This window comes from Branchiibius hedensis, assembly GCF_900108585.1.
Classification (GTDB): domain Bacteria; phylum Actinomycetota; class Actinomycetes; order Actinomycetales; family Dermatophilaceae; genus Branchiibius; species Branchiibius hedensis.
Genome location: NZ_UESZ01000001.1, coordinates 2,752,350 through 2,773,267 on the forward strand (window position 1 = coordinate 2,752,350; position 20,918 = coordinate 2,773,267).

Annotated in this window: 24 protein-coding genes and 2 pseudogenes; 16 read left to right on the forward strand and 10 right to left on the reverse strand. The window is 65.8% G+C overall.

Features of this window, described 5'->3' with window-relative positions; genetic code table 11:
- The first annotated feature begins 3 nt into the window (after positions 1-3).
- Positions 4-888, forward strand: coding sequence for an aldo/keto reductase (locus DR843_RS13305; RefSeq protein ID WP_109686542.1), 885 nt, complete (start codon positions 4-6; stop codon positions 886-888).
- Positions 889-892: 4 nt separating this feature from the next.
- On the opposite strand, the gene DR843_RS13310 is transcribed toward DR843_RS13305, so the two are convergent.
- Positions 893-1,783, reverse strand: coding sequence for a LysR family transcriptional regulator (locus tag DR843_RS13310; protein ID WP_109686544.1), 891 nt, complete (start codon positions 1,781-1,783; stop codon positions 893-895).
- 71 nt (positions 1,784-1,854) lie between these two features.
- Between DR843_RS13310 and DR843_RS13315 the strand changes: the two genes are divergently transcribed.
- The 5 genes and pseudogenes from DR843_RS13315 to DR843_RS13330 all read left to right on the forward strand — a co-directional run bounded on the left by DR843_RS13315 (position 1,855) and on the right by DR843_RS13330 (position 4,969).
- Positions 1,855-2,400: a thiamine pyrophosphate-binding protein gene (locus DR843_RS13315; RefSeq protein ID WP_109686545.1), complete on the forward strand. Its 546-nt coding sequence runs from the start codon at positions 1,855-1,857 to the stop codon at positions 2,398-2,400.
- On the forward strand, positions 2,400-3,005 hold the full coding sequence (locus tag DR843_RS13320) for a thiamine pyrophosphate-dependent enzyme (RefSeq protein WP_109686547.1): 606 nt from the start codon (positions 2,400-2,402) through the stop codon (positions 3,003-3,005). The genes DR843_RS13315 and DR843_RS13320 overlap by 1 nt, the downstream gene beginning before the upstream one ends.
- A gap of 25 nt (positions 3,006-3,030) precedes the next feature.
- Positions 3,031-3,219: pseudogene (locus DR843_RS20935) on the forward strand (aldehyde dehydrogenase family protein); the annotation flags it as partial.
- Positions 3,220-3,313: 94 nt separating this feature from the next.
- The gene (locus tag DR843_RS13325; RefSeq protein WP_281268851.1) at positions 3,314-4,495 is read left to right on the forward strand and encodes an aldehyde dehydrogenase; all 1,182 of its coding nucleotides are present in this window, start codon (positions 3,314-3,316) and stop codon (positions 4,493-4,495) included.
- A gap of 93 nt (positions 4,496-4,588) precedes the next feature.
- Complete coding sequence (locus DR843_RS13330) at positions 4,589-4,969, forward strand: YciI family protein (RefSeq protein ID WP_109686549.1); 381 nt, start codon at positions 4,589-4,591, stop codon at positions 4,967-4,969.
- Between the two features lie 4 nt (positions 4,970-4,973).
- Here DR843_RS13330 and DR843_RS13335 read toward each other — a convergent pair whose 3' ends face one another.
- The 3 genes from DR843_RS13335 to DR843_RS13345 form a co-directional block, all read right to left on the reverse strand.
- Complete coding sequence (locus DR843_RS13335) at positions 4,974-5,420, reverse strand: nucleoside deaminase (RefSeq protein WP_109686551.1); 447 nt, start codon at positions 5,418-5,420, stop codon at positions 4,974-4,976.
- Complete coding sequence (locus DR843_RS13340; protein WP_211310244.1) at positions 5,417-6,817, reverse strand: purine-cytosine permease family protein; 1,401 nt, start codon at positions 6,815-6,817, stop codon at positions 5,417-5,419. The genes DR843_RS13335 and DR843_RS13340 overlap by 4 nt, the downstream gene beginning before the upstream one ends.
- An 88-nt stretch (positions 6,818-6,905) precedes the next feature.
- Positions 6,906-7,982, reverse strand: coding sequence for a 2,3-butanediol dehydrogenase (locus tag DR843_RS13345; protein ID WP_109686553.1), 1,077 nt, complete (start codon positions 7,980-7,982; stop codon positions 6,906-6,908).
- A 149-nt stretch (positions 7,983-8,131) separates the two neighbouring features.
- Here DR843_RS13345 and DR843_RS13350 point away from each other — a divergent pair, with 149 nt between their 5' ends.
- Both DR843_RS13350 and DR843_RS20120 read left to right on the forward strand, forming a co-directional pair.
- On the forward strand, positions 8,132-8,452 hold the full coding sequence (locus DR843_RS13350; protein WP_109686555.1) for an ArsR/SmtB family transcription factor: 321 nt from the start codon (positions 8,132-8,134) through the stop codon (positions 8,450-8,452).
- On the forward strand, positions 8,452-9,444 hold the full coding sequence (locus tag DR843_RS20120; RefSeq protein WP_170119867.1) for an SRPBCC family protein: 993 nt from the start codon (positions 8,452-8,454) through the stop codon (positions 9,442-9,444). The genes DR843_RS13350 and DR843_RS20120 overlap by 1 nt, the downstream gene beginning before the upstream one ends.
- On the opposite strand, the gene DR843_RS13360 is transcribed toward DR843_RS20120, so the two are convergent.
- Complete coding sequence (locus DR843_RS13360; RefSeq protein WP_172461498.1) at positions 9,431-10,000, reverse strand: TetR/AcrR family transcriptional regulator; 570 nt, start codon at positions 9,998-10,000, stop codon at positions 9,431-9,433. The two genes, DR843_RS20120 and DR843_RS13360, sit on opposite strands and share 14 nt — an antisense overlap.
- Before the next feature lie 60 nt (positions 10,001-10,060).
- Between DR843_RS13360 and DR843_RS13365 the strand changes: the two genes are divergently transcribed.
- The 3 genes from DR843_RS13365 to DR843_RS13375 are packed head-to-tail and all read left to right on the forward strand — an operon-like array spanning position 10,061 to position 12,670.
- Positions 10,061-11,194: an acyl-CoA dehydrogenase family protein gene (locus DR843_RS13365; RefSeq protein ID WP_109686558.1), complete on the forward strand. Its 1,134-nt coding sequence runs from the start codon at positions 10,061-10,063 to the stop codon at positions 11,192-11,194.
- A gap of 2 nt (positions 11,195-11,196) precedes the next feature.
- On the forward strand, positions 11,197-11,952 hold the full coding sequence (locus DR843_RS13370) for an SDR family NAD(P)-dependent oxidoreductase (protein WP_109686560.1): 756 nt from the start codon (positions 11,197-11,199) through the stop codon (positions 11,950-11,952).
- A gap of 13 nt (positions 11,953-11,965) precedes the next feature.
- Positions 11,966-12,670: a DNA alkylation repair protein gene (locus tag DR843_RS13375; RefSeq protein WP_109686562.1), complete on the forward strand. Its 705-nt coding sequence runs from the start codon at positions 11,966-11,968 to the stop codon at positions 12,668-12,670.
- 4 nt (positions 12,671-12,674) lie between these two features.
- On the opposite strand, the gene DR843_RS13380 is transcribed toward DR843_RS13375, so the two are convergent.
- Positions 12,675-13,172, reverse strand: a complete 498-nt coding sequence (locus tag DR843_RS13380) for a nitroreductase/quinone reductase family protein (protein ID WP_109686564.1) — start codon at positions 13,170-13,172, stop codon at positions 12,675-12,677.
- A 46-nt stretch (positions 13,173-13,218) separates the two neighbouring features.
- On the opposite strand from DR843_RS13380, the gene DR843_RS13385 reads away from it, so the two are divergent.
- The 5 genes from DR843_RS13385 to DR843_RS13405 all read left to right on the forward strand — a co-directional run bounded on the left by DR843_RS13385 (position 13,219) and on the right by DR843_RS13405 (position 15,260).
- On the forward strand, positions 13,219-13,710 hold the full coding sequence (locus DR843_RS13385; RefSeq protein WP_109686566.1) for a DUF2500 domain-containing protein: 492 nt from the start codon (positions 13,219-13,221) through the stop codon (positions 13,708-13,710).
- Positions 13,711-13,876: 166 nt separating this feature from the next.
- Positions 13,877-14,128 (forward strand): type II toxin-antitoxin system Phd/YefM family antitoxin, encoded by a 252-nt coding sequence (locus tag DR843_RS13390; protein WP_109686569.1) that lies wholly within the window; start codon positions 13,877-13,879, stop codon positions 14,126-14,128.
- 67 nt (positions 14,129-14,195) lie between these two features.
- The gene (locus DR843_RS13395) at positions 14,196-14,648 is read left to right on the forward strand and encodes a hypothetical protein (protein ID WP_174888834.1); all 453 of its coding nucleotides are present in this window, start codon (positions 14,196-14,198) and stop codon (positions 14,646-14,648) included.
- Positions 14,649-14,757: 109 nt separating this feature from the next.
- The gene (locus tag DR843_RS13400; RefSeq protein WP_245934126.1) at positions 14,758-14,991 is read left to right on the forward strand and encodes a type II toxin-antitoxin system Phd/YefM family antitoxin; all 234 of its coding nucleotides are present in this window, start codon (positions 14,758-14,760) and stop codon (positions 14,989-14,991) included.
- The gene (locus DR843_RS13405; protein WP_109686570.1) at positions 14,988-15,260 is read left to right on the forward strand and encodes a Txe/YoeB family addiction module toxin; all 273 of its coding nucleotides are present in this window, start codon (positions 14,988-14,990) and stop codon (positions 15,258-15,260) included. Before DR843_RS13400 ends, DR843_RS13405 begins: the two co-directional genes overlap by 4 nt.
- A 216-nt stretch (positions 15,261-15,476) precedes the next feature.
- Here the strand turns inward: DR843_RS13405 and DR843_RS13410 are convergent, their stop codons facing one another.
- The 4 genes and pseudogenes from DR843_RS13410 to DR843_RS19835 all read right to left on the reverse strand — a co-directional run bounded on the left by DR843_RS13410 (position 15,477) and on the right by DR843_RS19835 (position 20,880).
- Positions 15,477-16,664 (reverse strand): IS110 family RNA-guided transposase, encoded by a 1,188-nt coding sequence (locus DR843_RS13410; RefSeq protein ID WP_174888835.1) that lies wholly within the window; start codon positions 16,662-16,664, stop codon positions 15,477-15,479.
- A gap of 740 nt (positions 16,665-17,404) precedes the next feature.
- Positions 17,405-18,968 (reverse strand): annotated as a pseudogene (locus DR843_RS13415) (IS1634 family transposase).
- Between the two features lie 224 nt (positions 18,969-19,192).
- A complete protein-coding gene (locus tag DR843_RS19830; protein WP_146202585.1) occupies positions 19,193-19,750 on the reverse strand; it encodes a hypothetical protein in 558 nt (185 codons plus the stop codon).
- A 107-nt stretch (positions 19,751-19,857) separates the two neighbouring features.
- Complete coding sequence (locus DR843_RS19835) at positions 19,858-20,880, reverse strand: RHS repeat-associated core domain-containing protein (RefSeq protein WP_146202586.1); 1,023 nt, start codon at positions 20,878-20,880, stop codon at positions 19,858-19,860.
- Positions 20,881-20,918: the final 38 nt, after the last annotated feature.

Sequence of the window (20,918 nt, forward strand, 5' to 3'; positions counted from 1 at the left end):
CGCATGAGCGTGCCTGACCTGGAGTTGAACAACGGCGTCACCATCCCCGCAGTGGGATTCGGCGTGTTCCAGACGCCGCCGGACCAGACCCGGCAGGCGGTGCGTGAAGCGCTGGGCGCCGGTTACCGCCACATCGACACGGCGGCGGCGTACGGCAATGAACGCGAGGTCGGCCAGGCCATCGCGGATTCCGGTGTGCCGCGTGACGAGATCTTCATCGAGACCAAGGTCTGGATCAATGACTTCGGCTACGACGCGACCATCCACGCTTTCGAAAAGAGCGCCGCCAAGCTCGGCGTCGAGCAGATCGATCTGTTGATCCTGCACCAGGCCCTCCCCAGCGAGTTCAATCTGACCGTCGCCTCCTACGAAGCGCTCCAGGTGCTGTTGGGTAAGGGCAAGGTCCGGGCTATCGGCGTCAGCAACTTCATGCCCCTGCATCTTGACCGTTTGACCTCGGCCACCCAGGTCGCGCCGGCGGTGAACCAGATCGAGGTGCACCCCTACTTCCAGCAACCTCAGGCGCAGGCCGCGAACTTCCGCAACAGCGTGCTGACCCAGGCGTGGTCGCCCATCGGCGGCATCACCTTCTACCGGGACAGCGGCCACCGCTCGACGCTGGCGGATCCAACGATCGCGCAGATCGCGCAGGAGCACGGCAAGTCCCCGGCTCAGGTGATGCTGCGCTGGCACGTGCAGGAGGGCCGACAGGTCATCCCCAAGTCGACGAACCCGCAGCGCATGGCCGAGAACATCGACATCTTCGACTTCGAGCTCACTGCAGCACAACTGGCGCAGATCGACGCGTTGGACACCGACCAGCGGGGTGGCCCCGAGCCGGAGGAGATCACCGTGGAGTCGTTCGGCCGGGAGATTCCCGAGGCCTGATCGGTCAGGCGCGGGCGAGGTCTTTCAAGGCCGCCAACATCGGCGCCACCATCGGTGCCTGGGCGGCCGACGGCGCCGTGACTGCGAACAGTGTCCGCGAGGGCGCACCACGCACCCGACGCACGTGCACGCCACGGGTCGGATGGCACGCCGTACGGGGAATCAACGCCACCCCCATCCCGGCGGCGACCAGCGACAGGGCCACTTCGTAGGACTCGCTCTGATACGCGACCCGCGGCACGAAGCCGGCCACCTTCGCCAACTCGTCCAACTGCGTGCGGTGCCGACGCCCGGGTGCCCCGCTGACCCAATCTTCGCCCGCGAGACCGCCCAAACTGATCGGCGCGTCGCCACGTGCGAGGCGGTGGTCATCGGGTACGGCGACCATCAGCCGATCGCGCATCAACCGGTGCAACTGGACCGAGTCAGCGGCCAGCGGCTCGGCGTACTCCGCCACGATCGCCACGTCGAATTCGTCCCGGCGAACCCCGAGAATGGCCTCCTGCGAACCGATTTCGACCACTGACGGCTCCACCACGGGGTGCCGCAGCCGCACGTTGGCTAGGGCGTCCGCGACCAGCGGTCGCACCGCCGAAGCCAAGGCACCGACGCGCAACCGCCGGGACCGTTGGCCCAAGTAGGTCTCCGCGCGCGCTTGGGCCCGGCTGACCAGAGCCGACACCTCGGCGGCCTGCTCGGCGATCAACCGACCCAGATCGGTCAGCCGCGCACCACGCGGACCGCGATCGACCAGCGGCGCACCGACTTTCGCCTCCAGCCGGGCCAGGCGCTGGGTGACCGCCGCGGGCGTCACCGCCGTTCGGTGTGCCACCGCAGCGAGACTGCCGGTGGACGCGATGGCGTCCAGCAACTCCAGATCGGCCGCTTCCAGCATTCATTCATCTTAATTCTGTGCTCATCAAAGACCTCTTCTATTAACTCCCGATGGCGGACACGATCATCCCCATGACCGTGACAGACCAGACCTATCTGGCCGGCAGCAGCTGGCAGGACACCGTGTCCCGCGTTTTGCGGGAGGGCGGCATTCAGCAGATCGTCTACGTGCCCGATGCCGGGCACGCCGTCGCCATCCGCGACGCGATTGCTGATCCCGACATCACCGACGTCGTCTGCACCACCGAGGAGGAAGGCGTCGGCGTTGTCAGCGGCGCCTGGCTGGGTGGCCAACGCGCGGCGTTGCTCATGCAAAGCAGCGGAGTCGGCAACTGCATCAACATGTTCTCGCTGCTCACGATGGGCGGCTTCCCCTTCCTCACCGTGGTGACCATGCGTGGGGAATACGGCGAGTTCAACCCCTGGCAGGCCCCGATGGGCCTGGCCACGCAGAACGCCCTCGAACTGATGGGCATCACCGTCTACCGGGTCGATGACCCCTCGGATGTCGAGGAAACCGTGAGCGCTGCTCTGGACACCGCCTTCCTCGCCGGCGGCCGCGTCGCGGTGCTGCTCGGCCAACGACTGATCGGACGCAAGAAGTGGGAGCGCAACTGATGACCGCAACATTGCCCGACACCAGCACCCGCATCGATCGCCGGGCGTTCGTGACCGACCTGATCGGCCAGTTACCCGACGACGTCCTCATCGTCACCGGCTTGGGCTCCCCCAGCTACGACGTCTTCGCCACCGGTTACCGTCCGCGCACCTTCCACCTGTGGGGTGCGATGGGAGCAGCCGTTCCGATGGGGCTGGGACTGGCTCTGGCGCAACGGGATACGCCCGTGGTTGTCATCACCGGTGACGGGGAGCAGCTGATGGGTGTGGGGGCCCTGGGCACGGTAGCGGTGCAGTCGCCCCCGAACCTGACAATCGTCGTACTGGACAACGGCCACTTCGGCGAGACCGGGATGCAGCGCAGCCACGCGGGTCTGAACACCGACCTGGCCCAGGTGGCAAGAGGTTTCGGCATTCCGGACGCCGCGACGATCTCATCCGCCGATGAGACACGGGAGCTGGCCGCCCTGATCACAGCCCAGAACGGTACGGCGTTCCGCCGGGTCCTCATCGACGTCACCGAGCCGCCGCGTGCGTTACCCCCGCGCGACGGAGTAGCGAACAAGAACGCTGTCCGTGCCGCGCTTGGCTTCGAAACCTTCTGAGGAGCCCGACATGTACGACGTCCCGATGTTCATCGACGGTACCGAGCACCGCCCGGTCGACGGTGGCTGGTTCGAGAGCGAAGACCCCTACACCGGCAAGCCCTGGGCGCAGGTGGCTGCGGGTTCATCGGCAGACGCCGACCTGGCTGTTGCGGCCGCCAACGCCGCCCTCGAGGCCGACGAGTGGGGCGGCCTCACGGCGACCGCGAGGGGTGCTTTGCTGGTCCGTCTGGCCGACGTGATCGCCGAACACGCCGACGAGCTGGCGCAACTGGAGGTCAACGACAAACGGCAAGCTGCTCGCCGAGATGTCCGGCCAGGTCGCCTATCTGCCGCAGTGGTTCCGCTACTACGGCGGACTCGCCGACAAGATCGAGGGCCGCGTGCTGCCGATCGACAAACCCGGCTACTTCGCCTACACCCGACGCGAACCGGTCGGCGTCACCGCAATCATCACACCGTGGAACTCACCGCTGCTGCTGCTTGCGTGGAAGCTGGCACCTGCTCTGGCAGCCGGATGCACCGTGGTGGTGAAGCCGTCGGAATTCACCTCGGCGTCAACGGTCGCGTTGGCCCGGTTGCTGCACGAAACGGGCTTGCCCAAGGGTGTCTTCAACGTCGTCACCGGTTTCGGCAAGGAGGTCGGCGCCCCGCTGGTCGAGCACCCTGGTGTCGCCAAGGTGTCCTTCACCGGCTCGGACGCGACCGGTCGCTCGATCGGCGCGTCGGCCGGCGCCGGCATCAAACACGTGGCGCTGGAACTCGGCGGCAAGTCGCCGAACATCGTCTTCGCCGACGCCGACCTGCAGTCGGCTGCGAACGGGGTGGTCTCCGGGATCTTCGCTGCGACCGGGCAGACGTGCATCGCTGGCTCACGGCTGTTGGTCCAGCGCGAGATCCACGACGAACTCGTCTCGCGGGTGGTCGAACTCGCGGCCACTGCCCGGATGGGCGACCCGCGAGCGGCGGATACTCAGGTCGGCCCGATCACGACCCGGCCGCAGTACCAGAAAGTGTTGTCCTACATCGACGTTGCTCGACAAGAGGGGGCGACCGTCGCACTCGGTGGCGGTCCAGCCGACCCGGCAGACGTCGGGGACGGCTGGTTCGTGCGCCCCACCATCTTCACCGGCGTCGACAACGGCATGCGGATCGCCCAGGAGGAGGTCTTCGGGCCGGTCCTGGCCGTGATCCCGTTCGACGATGAGGCGGACGCGACCCGGATAGCCAACGACTCGGCGTACGGGCTGGGGGCAGGGGTCTGGACCTCGGACCTGGCCCGGGCGCTGCGGATGGCGGATGCGATCAAAGCCGGCACCGTCTGGGTGAACACCTATCGGGCCGTGAGCTTCATGGCGCCGTTCGGCGGCTACAAGTCCTCGGGTGTGGGCCGCGAGAACGGCGCCGAGGCGATCGAGGAGTACCTGGAGACCAAGACGGTCTGGATCAACAGCGGCGCGCCAGTGGGCAATCCGTTCGTCCTGCGCTAGCCGTTTTGCGGTCGGCTGTCGTATTCGCGTGGCACCGTTCGTAGAACGAGTGACGGCACCGCACACGGTGGTGCCGCACGAGAGGAGACCACGATGGCTTTGTACCTGATTGCCTTCAACGACGAGTGGGTGCCGGAGCAGACGCTGGAGCAGTTGCAGGACAAGAGCAAGGCGAGCAACGCCGTCCTGGATGAGATGAAGGAGCAGGGGGTCTTCGTCTTCGCCGAAGGCGGCATCGACGCGTCCACCGCGATCTGCAGCGTCGAGCTCGTGGACGGAGCACCGGTCTTCAGCGACGGGCCCTACACCGAGACCAAGGAGCACCTCGGCGGCTTCACGGTGATCGACGTACCCGATGACGAGGCGGCTCGCTACTGGGCGGGGCGGATCACCCAGGCCCTGGACTGGCCGCAGGAGGTGCACCGCTTCCCCAGCGACGTCAAGGAGATCACGGACCGGCTCGGGTTGAGTTGAGGCCTCAGTCGACGCCGATGTCCTCGTTCCACAGGTCCGGGTGCTCGGCGATGAACTCGGTCATCATCGCCACGCACTCCGGGTCGTCCAGCACGACGACCTCGACGCCGTTCTCGGCCAACCAGTCGTGGCCGCCGACGAAGGTCTGCGCCTCGCCGACGACGACCCGGGTGATGCCGAACTGACGCACCAGCCCGCTGCAAAACCAGCACGGTGACAGCGTCGTGGCCATCGTGGTGCCGCGATAACTGCGTTGCCGGCCGGCGTTGCGGAAGGCATCCGTCTCACCGTGCACCGACGGGTCGTCGTCTTGCACCCGGCGGTTGTGGCCACGCCCCAACAGCACACCGTCGGGGTCGAACAGGGCTGCTCCGATGGGGATTCCGCCCTCGGCGAGCCCGGCCCGCGCTTCCTCGACAGCGACGGCGAGCATCTCCTGATCGGTGGTCATGGCACCAGTGTGCTCGACTTCGGCGGCAGCACCCGGCGCAGGCCGGCGTAGATTCCGGCGGACAACAGGAATCCGACGAGATACGTGATGTCACCGACCTGCGGGTGCGCGGACGGGATCGGCCCGGTGTAGTTGGCCTGGTTGGAGAACAGCCACACCGAGACCACGATGCCGACAAGCATGGCGATCGGGCCGGCCCAGTTCTGCCAACCGCGGTCCTGAGCGATCGCCGTGAAGTCCGCGCCGCGGTTGAGCCAGCGGTCAGTGAGGACGAAGCCCAGCCAGGGGCCGATCCAGTAGGCGATGACCAGCAGGAAGTTCTCGTAGTTCTCCCCCGCGTTGTCCATGCCGGCCAGGGCCAGCAGGAAACCGAGGATCCCGAAACCGACGGCCACGAACGCCCTGGCCCGGTGCAGCGTGGTGCGGAAGCCGATCGCCAGAGCGGACATCGCCCCGGAATAGATGTTCAGCGCGTTGGCGCAGATCGCCCCGATCGCAATGCACAGCAAGGTGAGCTTGCCCAACCAGGTGGGCAACAGGCCGGTGTAGACGCCCGGGTCGACGTTGGCGGCCTTGCCGGCAGCGGACACCATTGCAGCACCGGCGGATTCGAGGATGACACAGGAGATCAGGATGCCAAGACCGGCGAACAGGCCCGCCTTGGCTCCGTTGCCGCGTGGCTGGTAGCGGGTGTAGTCGCTGGCGTAGGGGTTCCAGCCGCACGCGTAGCCGAAGGACGCGCCGGCCATCAGCAGGAAGGCGCCGACGGTGGGCGTGCCACCGGTGCCGACGCTGGGGTGCGACTTGCTGAAGACGATGACCGCGCCGATGGCGAAGACCACCGCGAGGATGGGGAACGCCCACCGCTCGAACGCCTGCACCAGGTTGTGCCCGAGGAAGGCAACCGCCAACTGCAGGAGTACGACGATCGCGAGCGCCAGTCCCTTGGCGAGCCCTGGGATGAGGGCATGCAGCGCCAACGCCCCACTGATGCTGTTGACCGCGAACCAGCCGATGCCCGCGATGACGGCGTTCAACCCGGCCGGGAGGATGTTGCCGAGGAACCCGAATCCGGTTCGGGACAGGACCATTTGGCACAGTCCCGACTGCGGGCCCCACGAAGACAGGACGGCGTGGGTGAGCGAGCCGAGCGCCGTACCCAGGATGATCGCAGCGATCGTCTGCCACAGATTCAGACCCCAGAAGAGCGGTCCGAGGATGCCGACACCGATCGTCGCAAACTCCATGTTCGGCGACGTCCAGGTCCACAACAGATCGATCGGGCGGCCGTGCCGCTGATCCTCCGGGATGACGTCCACCCCGCCCGGCTCGATGGCCAGCAGGTGGTGACCGTAGTCCTCGGCACTGATCGGGTTGATCTCGACGTCTGTACTCACCCGACCAGGATCCCGCCAGCGATCACGCCTCTGGGTGAGACAGCGTTACACCTGTGTCAAAAGTTGCTGGGAGTTTGCTGGATGCCACTCACAAACCGCGGCCGCTGGGCGACACCAGGATCTTCACCGCGGTCTCGTTGCGGTTGATCAAGGTGTCGAAACCCTCGTCGATGAGCTGGTCCAGGCCGATCCGACCGGTGATGAACGGACCGAGGTCGACCTTGCCTTCCTCGACCAGAGCGATCGTGGCCGGGTGGGAGTTGACGTAGGCGATGGTCCCGCGGACATCCAACTCCTTCAGGACGAGTGCCTGCATGTCGAAGCTGGCGCGCTTGCCCCAGATCGAGACGTTGACCAGCACCCCGCGCGGCCGCAACGCCTCGACCAGCGTGTCCAACGCCGGTTGCACCGAGGTGCACTCGAATCCGACGTCCGCCCCGCGGCCGCCGGTCGCCTCGCGGACCCTGGCGACGACGTCGTCGGCACCGGGATCGAGCACGAGCTTGGCCACACCGGTCTGCTCGGCTCGTTCACGTCGCAGCGGACTCGGTTCACTGATGATCACGCTCGCCCCCAGAGCGGTCAGCACAGCGGAGGTGAGCAACCCGATCGGCCCGGCTCCGGTCACCAGCGCGACATCGCCCGCCTGCACGCCCGAGCGCTCAGCAGCGTGATAACCCACCGAAAGGGGTTCGAGCAGCGCGGCCTGGTCGAGCGGCACGTTGTCCGAAACCTTGTGCGCCCAGCGCCGATTCACCACGATCTTCTCGGCGAGGCCGCCGCCACCGCCGCCCAACCCGATGAAGTTCATGTCCGGCGAGAGGTGGTAGTCGTCGCTGTCCGGACCCGTGTCGACGTCGTCGTGCACGATGTACGGCTCGACCACGACGTGATCGCCAGGCGAGAGGCCCTCGACACCCTCGCCCACGGCGTACACGACGCCGGACATCTCATGGCCCAGGGTGACCGGGGCGGATTCACCGCTGATCGGCTGCGGGTGACCGGATGGCGGGATGAAGATGGGCCCCTCGGCGTACTCGTGCAGGTCCGTCCCGCAGATGCCACACCACGCGACGTCGATCCCGACCTGCCCCGGGCCCACCTCGGGTTCGGGGACGTCCTCGATCCGGATGTCGCCCCGGTCGTAGTAGCGCGCTGCTCTCATCTCGACTCCTTTGTCGCCCTAGCCGGACCCCGATCGGTCCTGATCTCGAGCGTGCTCGCCGCCGGTGCCGAGCGCCACCGTTGCGGCACGTTGCAGTCCGCATCTTAATTAGCTGTTGCGTTATATAACTATGCTGCTATTTTAGTGCCATGGACAGCGCCCTCCGTGCCCTCGCGGACCCGCACCGCCGGGCCGTGCTGGAGCGACTCAGCCAGGGGCCGGCATCGGCCGGCGAACTCGGTGCCCTCCTGCCCATCTCCCAACCCGCTGCCTCCCGCCACCTCTCGGTGCTGCGGGACGCCGGGCTCGTCGCGGTCGAGCACGACGCCCAGCGCCGGATCTACCGGCTACGCCCTGAACCGATGGCCGAGATCGGCGATTGGCTCCAGCAACGCCAGCGTGAGTGGGAACACCGCTTCGCCGCGCTGCACACCGAAATTGCCCGAGGCAAGAAAAATAGGAGTTCCTGATGAAAACCGCTCCCGCCCTGTTGAGTTCGATCATCGAGTACGGCGATCGCGTGACTATCCGGGTCCACGACGTCTATCCCACGACCATCGAGGACCTGTGGCAGGCGGTCACCGAACCCGAGCGGCTGGCCCGGTGGATGGGCACGGTCAGCGGTGACCTGCGGGTCGGTGGCGTGATCCACGTGACCTTCACCAGCAGCTGGGACGGGCCGGCCGTTGTGGAGACCTGTGAGCCGCCGTACGCCTTCTCGCTGCGGATGGACCCGGGGACCGAGCAGGAGACGCGGATCGACGTACGTCTGCGGGAAGAGGCGGGTGGCACCCGGCTGACCGTGCAGGATTGCGGGCTGCCGCGCGCCGACCAACTCGCCCACGGCGCCGGCTGGCAGGTGCACCTGGAAGACCTGCGCTCGGCCCTTTCGGGGCAGGACCCTGCGCCGTGGCGGCCACGCTGGGAGGGCTTGATGCCCACGTACGCAAGGGAACTCGGCGAGCCCTCCGCGCAGCCCCGGCTCCTGGGGACGTTGCACAACGATGGCGCGCGCGGGTCGATCCGCCTGCAGGAGCGCTACGCCACCGACCGTGACGACTTGTGGTCAGCGCTCACCGAGAAGGACCGGTTGGCCCGCTGGCTGGGCGAGTTCGAAGGGACCCTGGCGGTCGGCCAGACCTACCGATACCGGATGTACGCCAGCGGCGCAGAGGGCGAGGACACGATCACCGAGTGCGACCCGCCGCACCGCTTCGTGACCACCAGCAGCGACGGCCGGGAGTCGGTCGAGGTGACACTCACGCCGGACGGCGAGGACACCGTTCTGACCGTCGAGCACCGCGGCCTGCCCGTCGACATGGTCGGCGGCTACGGCGCCGGCACCCAGATCCATCTGGAAGACCTCGGGGCGTACGTCGCGGGGCTGGGTCGGTGCGACTCGGACGCTCGGATGTCAGTGCTCTACCCGGCGTACCAGGAACTGCCCGTCACCGCGGACTGACCGCACCGACGATCAACGCGGCCAGTTGCCGGTAGGCCTCGGCGTCATCCAGCCCGGTGCGCTCGCGCACGTCGCCGGTCTGGATGGATTCCATCGCCCCCGCGGCAATCGCGGCGATGAAGTCGGCGTTCACGGCCCGCCGGTGTGGCGCGGCTCCCTGCACGAGTTGCCGCACACGGTCGGCAGCGAAAGCCGTGTTGTGCGAATAGATTTCGCGGGCCGGGGCGAACTCCTGCAGGTCGTCGTAGAACGCCCTGGTGGCCGGCTCAAGCGCATGACCGATCGCCGACAGGTAGGCGTCGATCCGCTGCACGGGGTCGGTCACCGGGGCAAGCTCGGCCTCCACCTGGTCGGTAGCGCGCCGGAAGAACGTCCGTAACACGACCGCGATCAACTGCTCCTTGCTGTCGGCGAGGTCGTAGAGCGTCGCCTTCGAGCACTGCAACCGTTCGGCGAGGTCCGCCACCGAGAACGCGCCGAATCCCTCGGCCAGGAACAGCTCGATCAAGCCGTCGAGGATCTGTTCCTGCCGGACGGAACGCTTGCGGATGGCCACGATCTGAAGTGTACTGTGATGAGAACCTGAGTACACCTTGTCGAACTGCGTGGAGGACCCGTGCCCGTCGAACGCCTCTTGGATGACGACGCGGCGGACCTGGTTGCGCTGACCCGGGACATCGCGGCCAAGGAGTTGGCGCCGTACGTCGATGAGGCCGAGCGGGAGGCGACGTTTCCTCGCGAGCGGTTCCGGACGTTGGGGCGTGCGGGCCTGTTGGGCTTGCCCTATCCGGAGGAGTTCGGCGGTGGCGGCCAGCCGTACGAGGTGTACCTGCAGGTGGTGGAGGAGATTGCCACGGCGTGGGCGGCGGTCGGGGTCGGCGTCAGTGTGCACGCGCTCAGTTGCTTCGGCCTCTTCCACGCGGGAACCGAAGACCAGAAGCAGCGTTGGTTGCCCGACATGCTGGGTGGCGAATTGCTCGGCGCCTATTGCCTTTCCGAAGCTCACGCCGGCTCCGACCCGGCGGCGATGCGCACGACCGCACGTCGTGAGGGCGACGACTACGTCATCAACGGCGCGAAGGCGTGGACGACGCACGGCGGCGAGGCCGACTACTACAAGGTGATGGCCCGCGCAGACGAGGGCATCACCTGCTTCCTGGTTCCTGCGTCGGCTGAGGGTCTGGTTGCCGACCCGCCGGAGAAGAAGATGGGCCTGATGAGTTCGACGACCGCGACGATGCGGTTCGAGCAGGTGCGGGTGCCGGTCGAGCGGCGACTCGGCGCTGAGGGACAGGGGCTGTCGATCGCCCTCGCTGGGCTGGACAGCGGGCGGCTCGGGATCGCCGCTGTCGCAACGGGTGTCGCGCAGGCGGCGCTCGACGTGGCCGTCGCCTACGCCAAGGATCGTGCGGCGTTCGGTGTGCCGATCATCGACCATCAAGGACTCTCGTTCCTGCTCGCGGACATGGCGGCGGCCGTCGAATCGGCCCGCGCGACGTACCTTTTCGCTGCCCGCCTGCGTGACGCGGGTCGGCCGTTCTCCCGCCAGGCGTCGATCGCCAAGCTGGTCGCGACGGACAACGCGATGCGGGTCACGACGGATGCGGTCCAGGTGCTCGGGGGTGCGGGCTACACCAAGGACTTCCCGGTCGAGCGCTTCATGCGCGAGACCAAGGTGATGCAGATTTTCGAAGGAACCAACCAGATCCAGCGCCTGGTGATCGGGCGCGACCTCAAGAAGAAGGGCTGAGCATGGAGCTTCAAGGTACGTCGGCAATCGTGTCCGGTGGCGCATCCGGACTGGGCGCGGCGACCGCCGCCGCTCTGGCCGCACGGGGGGCCGCGGTCTTTGCGCTCGACCTGGCGCCGTCCATTGAGAAGGCTTCGCCGGCATCGGGCGTGACCCTTCTCGAGGCCGACGTGACGAACCCGGAGCAGGTGCGACAGGTGATCGCCTCGGCTGCTGAGTTCGCGCCACTGCGGACGGCCGTCTCGTGCGCCGGCATCGGGCCGCCGAAGCGGATCCTCAACCGGGAGGGTGTAGCCGACCTAGACCTGTTCTCCCGGATCGTCACTATCAACCTGGTGGGCACCTACACCGTCCTTGCTCTTGCGGCAGAGGCGATTTCAAAGACTGCTGAGCTCGAGCACGGCCAGCGCGGCGTCATCGTCAACACCGCGTCGGTTGCCGCGTTCGAAGGTCAGATCGGGCAGGTCGCCTACTCCGCCTCCAAGGGCGGCGTGGTCGGGCTGACGCTGCCGGCCGCGCGGGATCTGGCGCAGTACGGCATCCGGGTCAACACTATTGCCCCCGGGATCATCGACACTCCCCTGCTCGCGAGTCTCGGCGAAGAGGTGCGCTCATCACTCGCGGCCAACGTGCCCTTCCCGCACCGCCTCGGCCAGCCCGAGGAGTACGCCCGCCTGGTGACGATGATCGTCGAGCACGACTACCTCAACGGCGAGACGATCCGGATGGACGGCGCGCTGCGGATGGCGCCACGCTGATCGAGGCGAAGCAATGAGTGCGGTGGATGACGCTCGCGCGGTGTTGCGAGGGCTGTCCGGAAGCGAGCGACTCGCCTACCTGCGCACACACTCAGGACTGCCCGGCCCGCGTGCAAACCTCACCCTCGCAGCGGCATTCGCGGAAGTGGCCCGCGATGACGAGGTGCGATCGTTGCTTACCAGCGATGAGGAGTATCTGCGGTTCTGCGGCACCGTCGCACTGGGCCCATGCCTCGCTGAAGCCCCCTCACCCGAGGTGCTCGCCCAACTGCGCAGCGACGCCACCGATGACCGCTGGCGCATCCGCGAAGGGGTCGCGATAGCCCTGCAACGAGTAGGCGATGACGACCCCGATCGGCTGCGCTCGATTGTCCTGGATTGGGCATTCGACCCCGATCCCCTGGTCCTGCGCGCGGCGGCTGCCGCTATTTGCGAGCCGCGGTTGATCACCGATCCCGCGGGTGCCGCCGTTGCGCTCGAGGTGTGCCGACGGGCGACCGCAACTGTGGCATCGTGGCCGGCAACCCAGCGCCGCGATCCGAAGCTGCGGGTGTTGCGCCAGGGACTGGGCTATTGCTGGAGCGTGGCCGTAGCGGCTGACCCTCAGCAGGGGTTGCCTGCGTTCGCGCAGTTGGAGCAGCAGGCCGCCACCGACGCAGACGTGGCGTGGATCGTGCGGGAGAACCGCCGCAAAAAGCGGCTGGCCCGATTGTTGTAGGCAATCAGGACGTCAGGGAACCTAGGACCATGACGGGGATGCGCCGCCCACCGGTGCGATCGGCGTACTTTGCCCGGGGCGGGTAGGTCTCGAGATCCAACTGCCACAGACGTTCTCGTTCGTCGCCTGTCGCCTCGTAGGCGACCACCGGGACCGATTCGCCGGCGTGCGTGACGGTGCATTCGGGGTGGGCGCGCAGGTTGTAGTACCAGGCCGGGTTCTGGTGCTGGCCGAAGTTGGAGGCCAGGACCACCAGCCGATCCCCATCGGGTACGGCGACGAGCGGCATCGTGCGCGGCCGACCGGACCGTGCACCGATGGTGGTCAGCTCGATGATGGGCAGTCCGGTGAGGAGGCCTGTGACGGAGGTCTTGCCGCCGGTGCGCTTCAGCAGCGGGTTGTCGACACGGTACAGGACGCGGGCGAAAACCCAGGCCATTGGCTTGATTCCGCCAAGTTGCCGGCAGGCCTTCTGTACCGCGTTAGCCTCGTCGAAACGCATCTGCTCACGGTAGACCGATCGCGATGCCAACGGGACAGGGAACTAGATGAACAACACCGGCCTGCCGACCGACCCGGTCGCTACCTTCGGCTCGCCGCTTGACCCGAGCACCGATTCCTTCGGTGGTTTCGGCATCCCCGGATGGTTCGCCGCGGTCTTCGCCTTGATCGCTGCGTGCATCGTCGTGGTGGTCGTGCTTATGGTGATTCGGGGCGTCAAGGAAGCGTCCGCCCCACGCATCATCGGGCAAGGTCGCGTTGTCGCCAAACGGATGCGGGTCAGCGGCGGCAGCTCCGGCACCGTCGTGGGCGGCGGGATGCCGATCGGCGGGGTCGCGGGTGGTCCGGTCACGACCGGCATGACGGTAGGCGGCACCAGCGCGTCGACGTGGTACTACGTGACGATTGAGGATCAGTCCGGCGGACGCAAGGAGTGGCATGTCTCGGGCCAGATGTATGGCCTTGTGGCTGAGGGCGATTGGGGCCGGACGGTGACCAAGGGCACCCGGCTGATCGAGTTCGACCGCAGCGCCCGCTGAGCGGCTGGCCAACCTGCGGTCCCGACGCGTCGGATCGGTGACGCGGTAGGACCTCTCAGCCGCGGGTTGCTCGGTGCGTTGGTACCCGAGCCTGGGCCGACACGCTTGCTTGAATGCGATTCCGAACTGTATCAATGTGTACACATTGATACACAGAGGGAGAGCCATGGTTGCGACGGTAGGGATCCGGGAGTTCAGGGCAGGGTTGGCGGAATACATTGACTCGGCCGAGCCAGTGGCGGTGACCCGTCATGGTCAGACGGTCGGGTGGTTCATCCCGACCCCGGTGGATCGTGAGGCTGAAGCCGCTTCGTTGCGGTCGGCGGCGGCGAAGCTGGATGCGATGCTGTCCGAGCGCGGTGTGGACCCGGACGAGGTGGTCGCGGACTTCAAGGCTGCCCGCCGCTCGTGCCGCTGACAAAGGCGTTCGACCTCGGAGTCAAATTCCTGCCGAGGTCAGTGCTTCCAACTGACAGGATGCTGACGTGTCAGTAGACCGTGAGGGCCTTGTCGAGATCGCTGAGCAGTGCGTGGGATTGGTCGCTGAGCAGTTCGACGAGAGGCTTGACTGGACCGTTGAGAGCCTCCCCCGGCTAGACGAAGTTTGCGCGCGTCTGCTTGCTGATGGCCCCCTCTCCGAGGAGCGCCTCGACCTGTGGTGGACGCTGATCGGCGCCTATGTCGGGGAGGTGACGATCCGCGAGTACGGCGGCGACTGGATTGAACACGAGCAAGCGGGCGGCGCGTACGCCATCCGTGTCCTTGGCATGACCGGGTTCCCGTTTACAACGACTGCTCGGGTGCTGCAGGGCGAGGATTTCAAGAGTCTGGCCTCGTTCGCACATTCCGTCCCGGCTATCGCCGCACGCTCTACCACGGCCGAGCAGGCCCGCTCGACGCGAGGGCGTCGCTGGCGCTGGTCACGCAAGCTCCGTTAGCTCACGAGCACGGACGCGTCCGATCGGTGGCGCGGTTGGTAACCTGAGAATGGCGGATAGCGTACGTGATAGCGTACGCTTTGGTCAGGAGGTGATCACCTTGACAGCCGTGAGCGCGACCAACGCACGAGCGAATCTCTACCGTTTGATCGACCAGGTGAACGAGAACTCTGAGCCATTGACTATTACCGGGCAGCGCGGAAACGCCGTCCTGATCAGCGAGTCCGACTGGCACGCCATCCAAGAGACCTTGGCCCTGGAGTCCGTGCCCGGGATGGCAGAGTCCATCCGTCGAGCCCGCGAAGACGGAATCGACGCCGGTTCGACCGAACTCGACTGGTGAACACGCAGGACTGGACACTGGTCTACTCGCGCGCCGCGCAGAAGGACGCCAAGAAACTGGCGGCTTCCGGGCTGAAACCGAAGGCGCAGCAACTGCTGGACGTCCTGCGGGAGGATCCGTTTGCCACGACCCCGCGCTACGAGAAGCTGGTTGGCGATCTGGCGGGCTGCTACTCCAGGCGTATCAACATCCAGCACCGAATGGTCTACGAGATCCTGCCCGACGAGCGGACCGTCCACATCCTGCGCATGTGGACGCACTACGAATAGCCGAAGCCAACGACGTCACGCCAAGCCAGTTACACAAAGTGACGGACACGCTATGACGAGGAGGACCGAGCGCTAAAGATGACCGCTCATGGAGGCCTGTTCGCGAAACTCGCTGACCTCGCCGTTCGGCACCGGCCCGCGGGACTGATCCCATCGAAGTCCGCTAGGCATCCCATTACGGGCCCTGCGTTTTCCCGCTCATGGCTCCTCTCTATGTCAAGACGCTGCGGGGAGGGGCCTCGTAGGGTGGGTGGTGGCGGGTCCGGGAAGTGGCTTGTCCGAAGAGCCGGTGGTGGGTTGTGAGCCGGTCGCGCTGGAGTCAGAGTCGTCACCTGGTTGCCCTCCCGGGCCCGTCGTCGCCGGCTGGGTCAGGTCGGTCAGCATGGTGCGGTAGACGATGTCGGACAGTCGCCGTTTGAGGCAGCGCATCGCTTCCATGGAGGATTTCCCGTCGGCTTTCTTGCGGTCGTAGTACGCCCGGCCTTGGGTGGGGTTGCGTAGTTGGACGGTGGCCATGGTGTGGAGCACCCGGTTGATCTGACGGTTCCCGCCGCGGGACAGGCGGTGCCGGACGGTGTCGCCGGAGGAGGCGTCGATGGGTGCGGTGCCGGTCCAGGACGCGAAGTGGTTGTGGTCGGGGAAGCGGGTGATGTCTTCGACTTCGACCAGCAGCATCGCTGCCCCGGTGGGCCCGATGCCGTGCAGCTCGGTCAGGTGGGTGCCGGTTTCGGCCAACGCGGCGAGGAGGTCTTTGTCGGCTTGTTTGGTGCGGGTGTAGACCTTCTCCAGGTCGGTGATCAACTCCATGGCCAGCTGTTTACGGGCTTTGCCGGCGGGGTCTTTGGGGCGCACCGGGGACAGCAGTGTGCGGGCTTGGCGGGCGGACAGGTAGATCTTCGCCCCGCCCGGGATCAGTTCCAGCAGTAGGCGATGCACTTGGGAGATCTTGCGGGTGTGTTCTTCTCCGAGCATCCGGCGCCGATCGACCAGCACCCGCAACAACTCGATCTGCTCGTTGCTGACCACGGGGCGTAGCCCGGTGACGCGGACCCCGATCAGGGCGATGGAGTGCGCGTCGGTGTCATCGGTCTTGCGTCCGTTGCCGGCGGTCAGCAACCGCACCCGGTAGGACAGTTTCGCCGGGACATCCACCACGGTCTCGCCGGCGGCGACCAGTCGGGCGGCGACGTGCCGGCCGATCCCGGCGCACCCTTCGATCGCCCACACCCGATCCGGGTAGGAAGCAACGTGGGTCAGCATGCGGGTGAAACCGTCACTGTCGGTGTCGAACCGGCCACCATCCAACACTTGCTCGCCGGCGTTCATCACTTCGATGGTGACCGAGCGTTTGTGCGGGTCCATCCCGATCACCACCGCGCCCGGTGGGGGTGAGCTGTTCTGCATCGTTGTTGCTCCCGTTCTCGAGTACCGGATCGGTGGTCGAGCGCAGGAGGGCATTGCTACTTCCGGCAGCGCATTCCTCTCTTGAGCCTCTCCCGGCCCTGGCGGTGCCCGGGGATGCGCAGGCCAAATGAGAGCCACACCACAACGGTGAGCAGCCGAAAAGAGAGCGACAACCCCGGACACCTGAATCCTGCTCCGGCCAGAGCAGGACCTACCCCAGATTCTCTAAGTAGCCGCTGGGAGGACGGCTACGCTCGTCCGGTCGTGCCGCGATCGGAGCCGGTGACAAGAGTCGAACCCGTCACCGAGACTGCCTGATGCCGTTCTGATCTGCCGCAATACCACTCATGCGGGCCTCCGTGCCCTTCGCGTGCCCTACGGGACCAGTCCCCACAGCACGTGTCCGAGAGCGGGCCCAGGTCACCTCGGGATTCATGGCAGTCGCACATCACCGATGGCTCCCTCAAATGAAGCGGCCAGGCTGGCGATCCCCTCGACGAGGCGGTAGCCCACGAACGGCCCCAGCGTGCGTGTCGTCGTCATTCGCGTCGTCGATGGACCCGCCGTCAACCAACTTCAGAAACGCGACACTAGGTAGCCCAACGTGAGGACTTTGCGCGCTTGCCAAATAAAATGTCGGAATCCTTGAATGCGATCGTCTTGCTCGCTCTCTACTCTGATTTCTCGAATGAATTTTTATTTGTAGAATCGCCTAACCTGACTCGTGCCACCGGGGTGTGTCATTTCGAGTTGGCTTGAAGGGCGTCGAGGATCTCTGCTGCGGCTGGGGTGAGTTGGTCTTGGGCGATGACCTCATGTCCGGCGATCCGGACGGTGATTTGCTGTAGCGGTCGTAGGGTTCGCACGATCTTGCGGATGCTGAGCCCGGTCTGCTGCTGCAGGTGCCGGCTCAGCGCGAGGGCGGCGAATACGATGGTCAGGTGGGCTTCGATGGCGTCGCGGTCGTGGTGGGAGATCGGGCGGGCTCGCAGGTCGGTTTTACTCATCCGGAACGAGGCTTCGACCTGCCACAGGTCGTGGTACTTCGCGATCACCTCCGCGGCGGGCATGGTGGCCTTGGGGATGTTGGTGACGTAGCCCTTGAGCCCGACCAGGCGGCGAGCCCGTTCCAGTGCTGATTGGTTCAATTCCGTTGTGCCGTCGACGGTTTTGACGAAGCGGGGTTTCTTGGGTGCCCGTTCCCCATCGACCACGGCCTGGGCCCGCTGCTGCTGGATCGTCAACGTCTTGTTATCGCGGACGGCGCGTTTGCGGGAGTAGGCCCATACCGCCCGCCACGACAACGGATGGTCCTCGCGGTCCCACTCCGGTTCCGCGAACTGGGCTGGGTCGTTCTCCGCTTTCGCAGCAGCGCTGGCCCGGCGTGGGGTGATGGTGTCGATGACCTGCCCATCAGTGAACGCATCGCCGCGCCACCGGAAGTGCTTAGCCAAGTCCCCCGGTGCCTTCACTACGCGGGAGCCGACGATGAACCGCAGGTTCGCCTCATCCAGTGTCGTGAGGTTCTCCGCCGAGAGCATCCCGGCGTCGGCGACCACGACCACGTCGGCCAGCCCGTGGCGCTCTTGGAACTGGGTGACAATCGGCACGATCGTGGCGGTCTCGGCCTGGTTGCCTCCGTAGCAGCCGATCTCCAACGGGAAGCCGCCCCGGTCCACCAGGAGCCCGACGACGATCTGTGGGTCGACGCGGCGTTCTTTGGAGTAGCCCACTTTGCGTAGGTCGTCTTCCTTCTCCGCCTCGAAATACAACGTCGTCACGTCGTACAGGCACAAGCTGAGATCGCCTGCGACCGTGACGTGTTCGAAGCACGCCGCCGCCAGGGTGTCGCGGTACTCGGCGCTGGCGCACCGCTTCAACGACCGGAACATCATTGCGCAACGAAGCGTGCGGCACCCCGATCTCTTCCAGCACCCGCACCGTGTCCGCCTTGCTGGTCGGTTCGATGATCCGGGCCAACACCAGCTCCCGGAACGCGGCATCGCCGAGCGCGTCGAACCCCAGGTCGGCGTACGCCCGCGTGAGCACCTGCCACAACACGGCGCTGGTCTTAGCGGTGATCACCCCCGGGCGGGTAGCACCGCTCTCATCGTCGAGACCGAGATCTAAGGCCTCCTGCCCTGGCCGTAACCGCTGGCGCGCTTGCTGCATCAGCACCGCCAGCTCGGCGTCGCTGCGCGCGGTCCCGATGTGCTCCAGCACCACGTCACGTCCTGCCCGGCGCTCGGCGATCTGCACTTTCGTGGCACTGGAACGGCCCGGGACCTTCCGCACAAACGCCACGACCCCGACGATAGCCAGTAGCGGGGTGTGTCAATCAGCCGAACCGTAACCCGCTGACCAGCACCGATGTCCCATCAAACTCAACCGTCAGCTCAAGTGGCACGAGTCAGGAGTCAGGCCTAAGTCGTAACCGGGGCCTAAATTGCACCGGCGCCGGGGTAGCGGCTGCGTTTTGCTTTCTCGCCTCGCCCCGGGCTCGGAAACTTGCCCGTTGGGTCCTGACCTCAAACGAGCACGAGAGAGTGGAAAGCGAAGAAGCAAGTCCACGCAGCGAGCAGGATTCCGAGAGCTGGGCTCATTAGGCGCACCCTTGTCTCATACATTAAAGGCAGATTTATCTGATTGTGATCTATCTCATAGCGCCGACTCCCCAGAGCCAGCCGGAGCAGAATTTCCTCCTGGCTTTCACCCCTTATGATGGTCAGCCCCGTTCGCTCAATCCCAGTACAGACAATTCGCCTGTTACCTTCATACTTCAAGGTGACCCTGCCAAGAAAACTCGGTTCACCTATTTCGATTCTGCATCCATTGAAAAGTGCCATGCGATACACCTTCAAAGGATTCCTGATCGTCAGCCGACCAGGTGATAATTCGATGATCGGTCGTGCGAGCAGCAACTCGGATCCAACTGAAAGCGCTGCTAGTCCAGCGGCGTACAGTAGTGCGCCCACTCCGCGAATCTCGTCGGATCCTTTGATTGAATCGAAACCACTAATCGAAACGACGGCAACGGCGAGAAGCGCATACGAGACGAAACGTCCGCCAACCAAGGCAGCCGTCACCCGAAGACGGAGCCGGCCGCAAGTGTCCTCGCCATTGGCTAGGACACACTGATCGGCCTCCTCGGCCGTGGCCGGCCTCCACCGGCCACCCTCACATGGGGATTCCATCACATATAATCCGAGAAATACGACTGCATAACGCTTAGCTTGGTCGAATGCACGTAGTACGACGACCTGTATTTCCAGTTCGGCACACGCCGGTAGTTGGGCCTAACTATCTGCCCCACGCTTCTTGGGACAGCCCGCCTAACCTTATAGGACGAATAGGCTGCACCACGGGTCATCTGATACCCCGACTGGAGAAGACGGCCGGCTCCGTAACCACCGGCGGTCCAGGCTAAATTCACTCCAAGGGAGCGAGCAAACCCCCAGCTTCGGAAGCGTCCAGCACTAATCCGCGCATTTGCAACTGACGCCACAACGCCAACCGCTGCGCAGGTTCCAAGCGTGACGAATGAACATGTGCCGAAGGCGGCTAGTCCGATGGCCTTGGTTGGATTCTTCTTTACCCAATTCGCTGCCTTTTTGACCCATCGTGGCCATCCGAATTGTCCGGTGGGGTCGCTTGAGTTGATGGGGTCGGTGGGGTAGCCGTAGCTGGTGTCGTTACCGCCGGGGACGGGGTCGGGGCTGGTGAACCCGCCGGTCGTCCAGTTGTACAAGCGGGCACCCATGAGGGTGAATTGGGCGGTTTGGCCGTTGGTGGCGCGTTCTTTCCCGCCGAGCCACCCGTACCCCAGGGGTCCGGTGACCGAACTGTCGGCCCAGTGCCAGTTGATCGGCAGCCCGCCGTACTCGTCGTATCCGGACCAGCCGGTGATCCCGAACGCGGTGGTCGTGCTCGACGAGCTGGCGGGGATGGTGATGGCGGTGACGTTGTTGTCGTGCGGGTCGACCAGGCTGATCGAGGCGGACCCGTCCTGGGCGATCATCGCCCCCAGGCCACCGTCCAACCCGGGCGTGTACTTGGTCCACGACTCAGCCTGCCCTGGTTTGGCGGTCACGGACCAGGAGGGGTTGTCGGAGGTGTCGGTGTAGTGCCGGGTCACCACCATCCCGTCGTCCCACCCGCCGGCGGTGGACTGGGTCAGCCGCCGACCCGCCTCATCCAGGCTGAACGTGGTGCTCATGCCCTGGTTACTAATCGAAGCCACCGAATCATCCACGT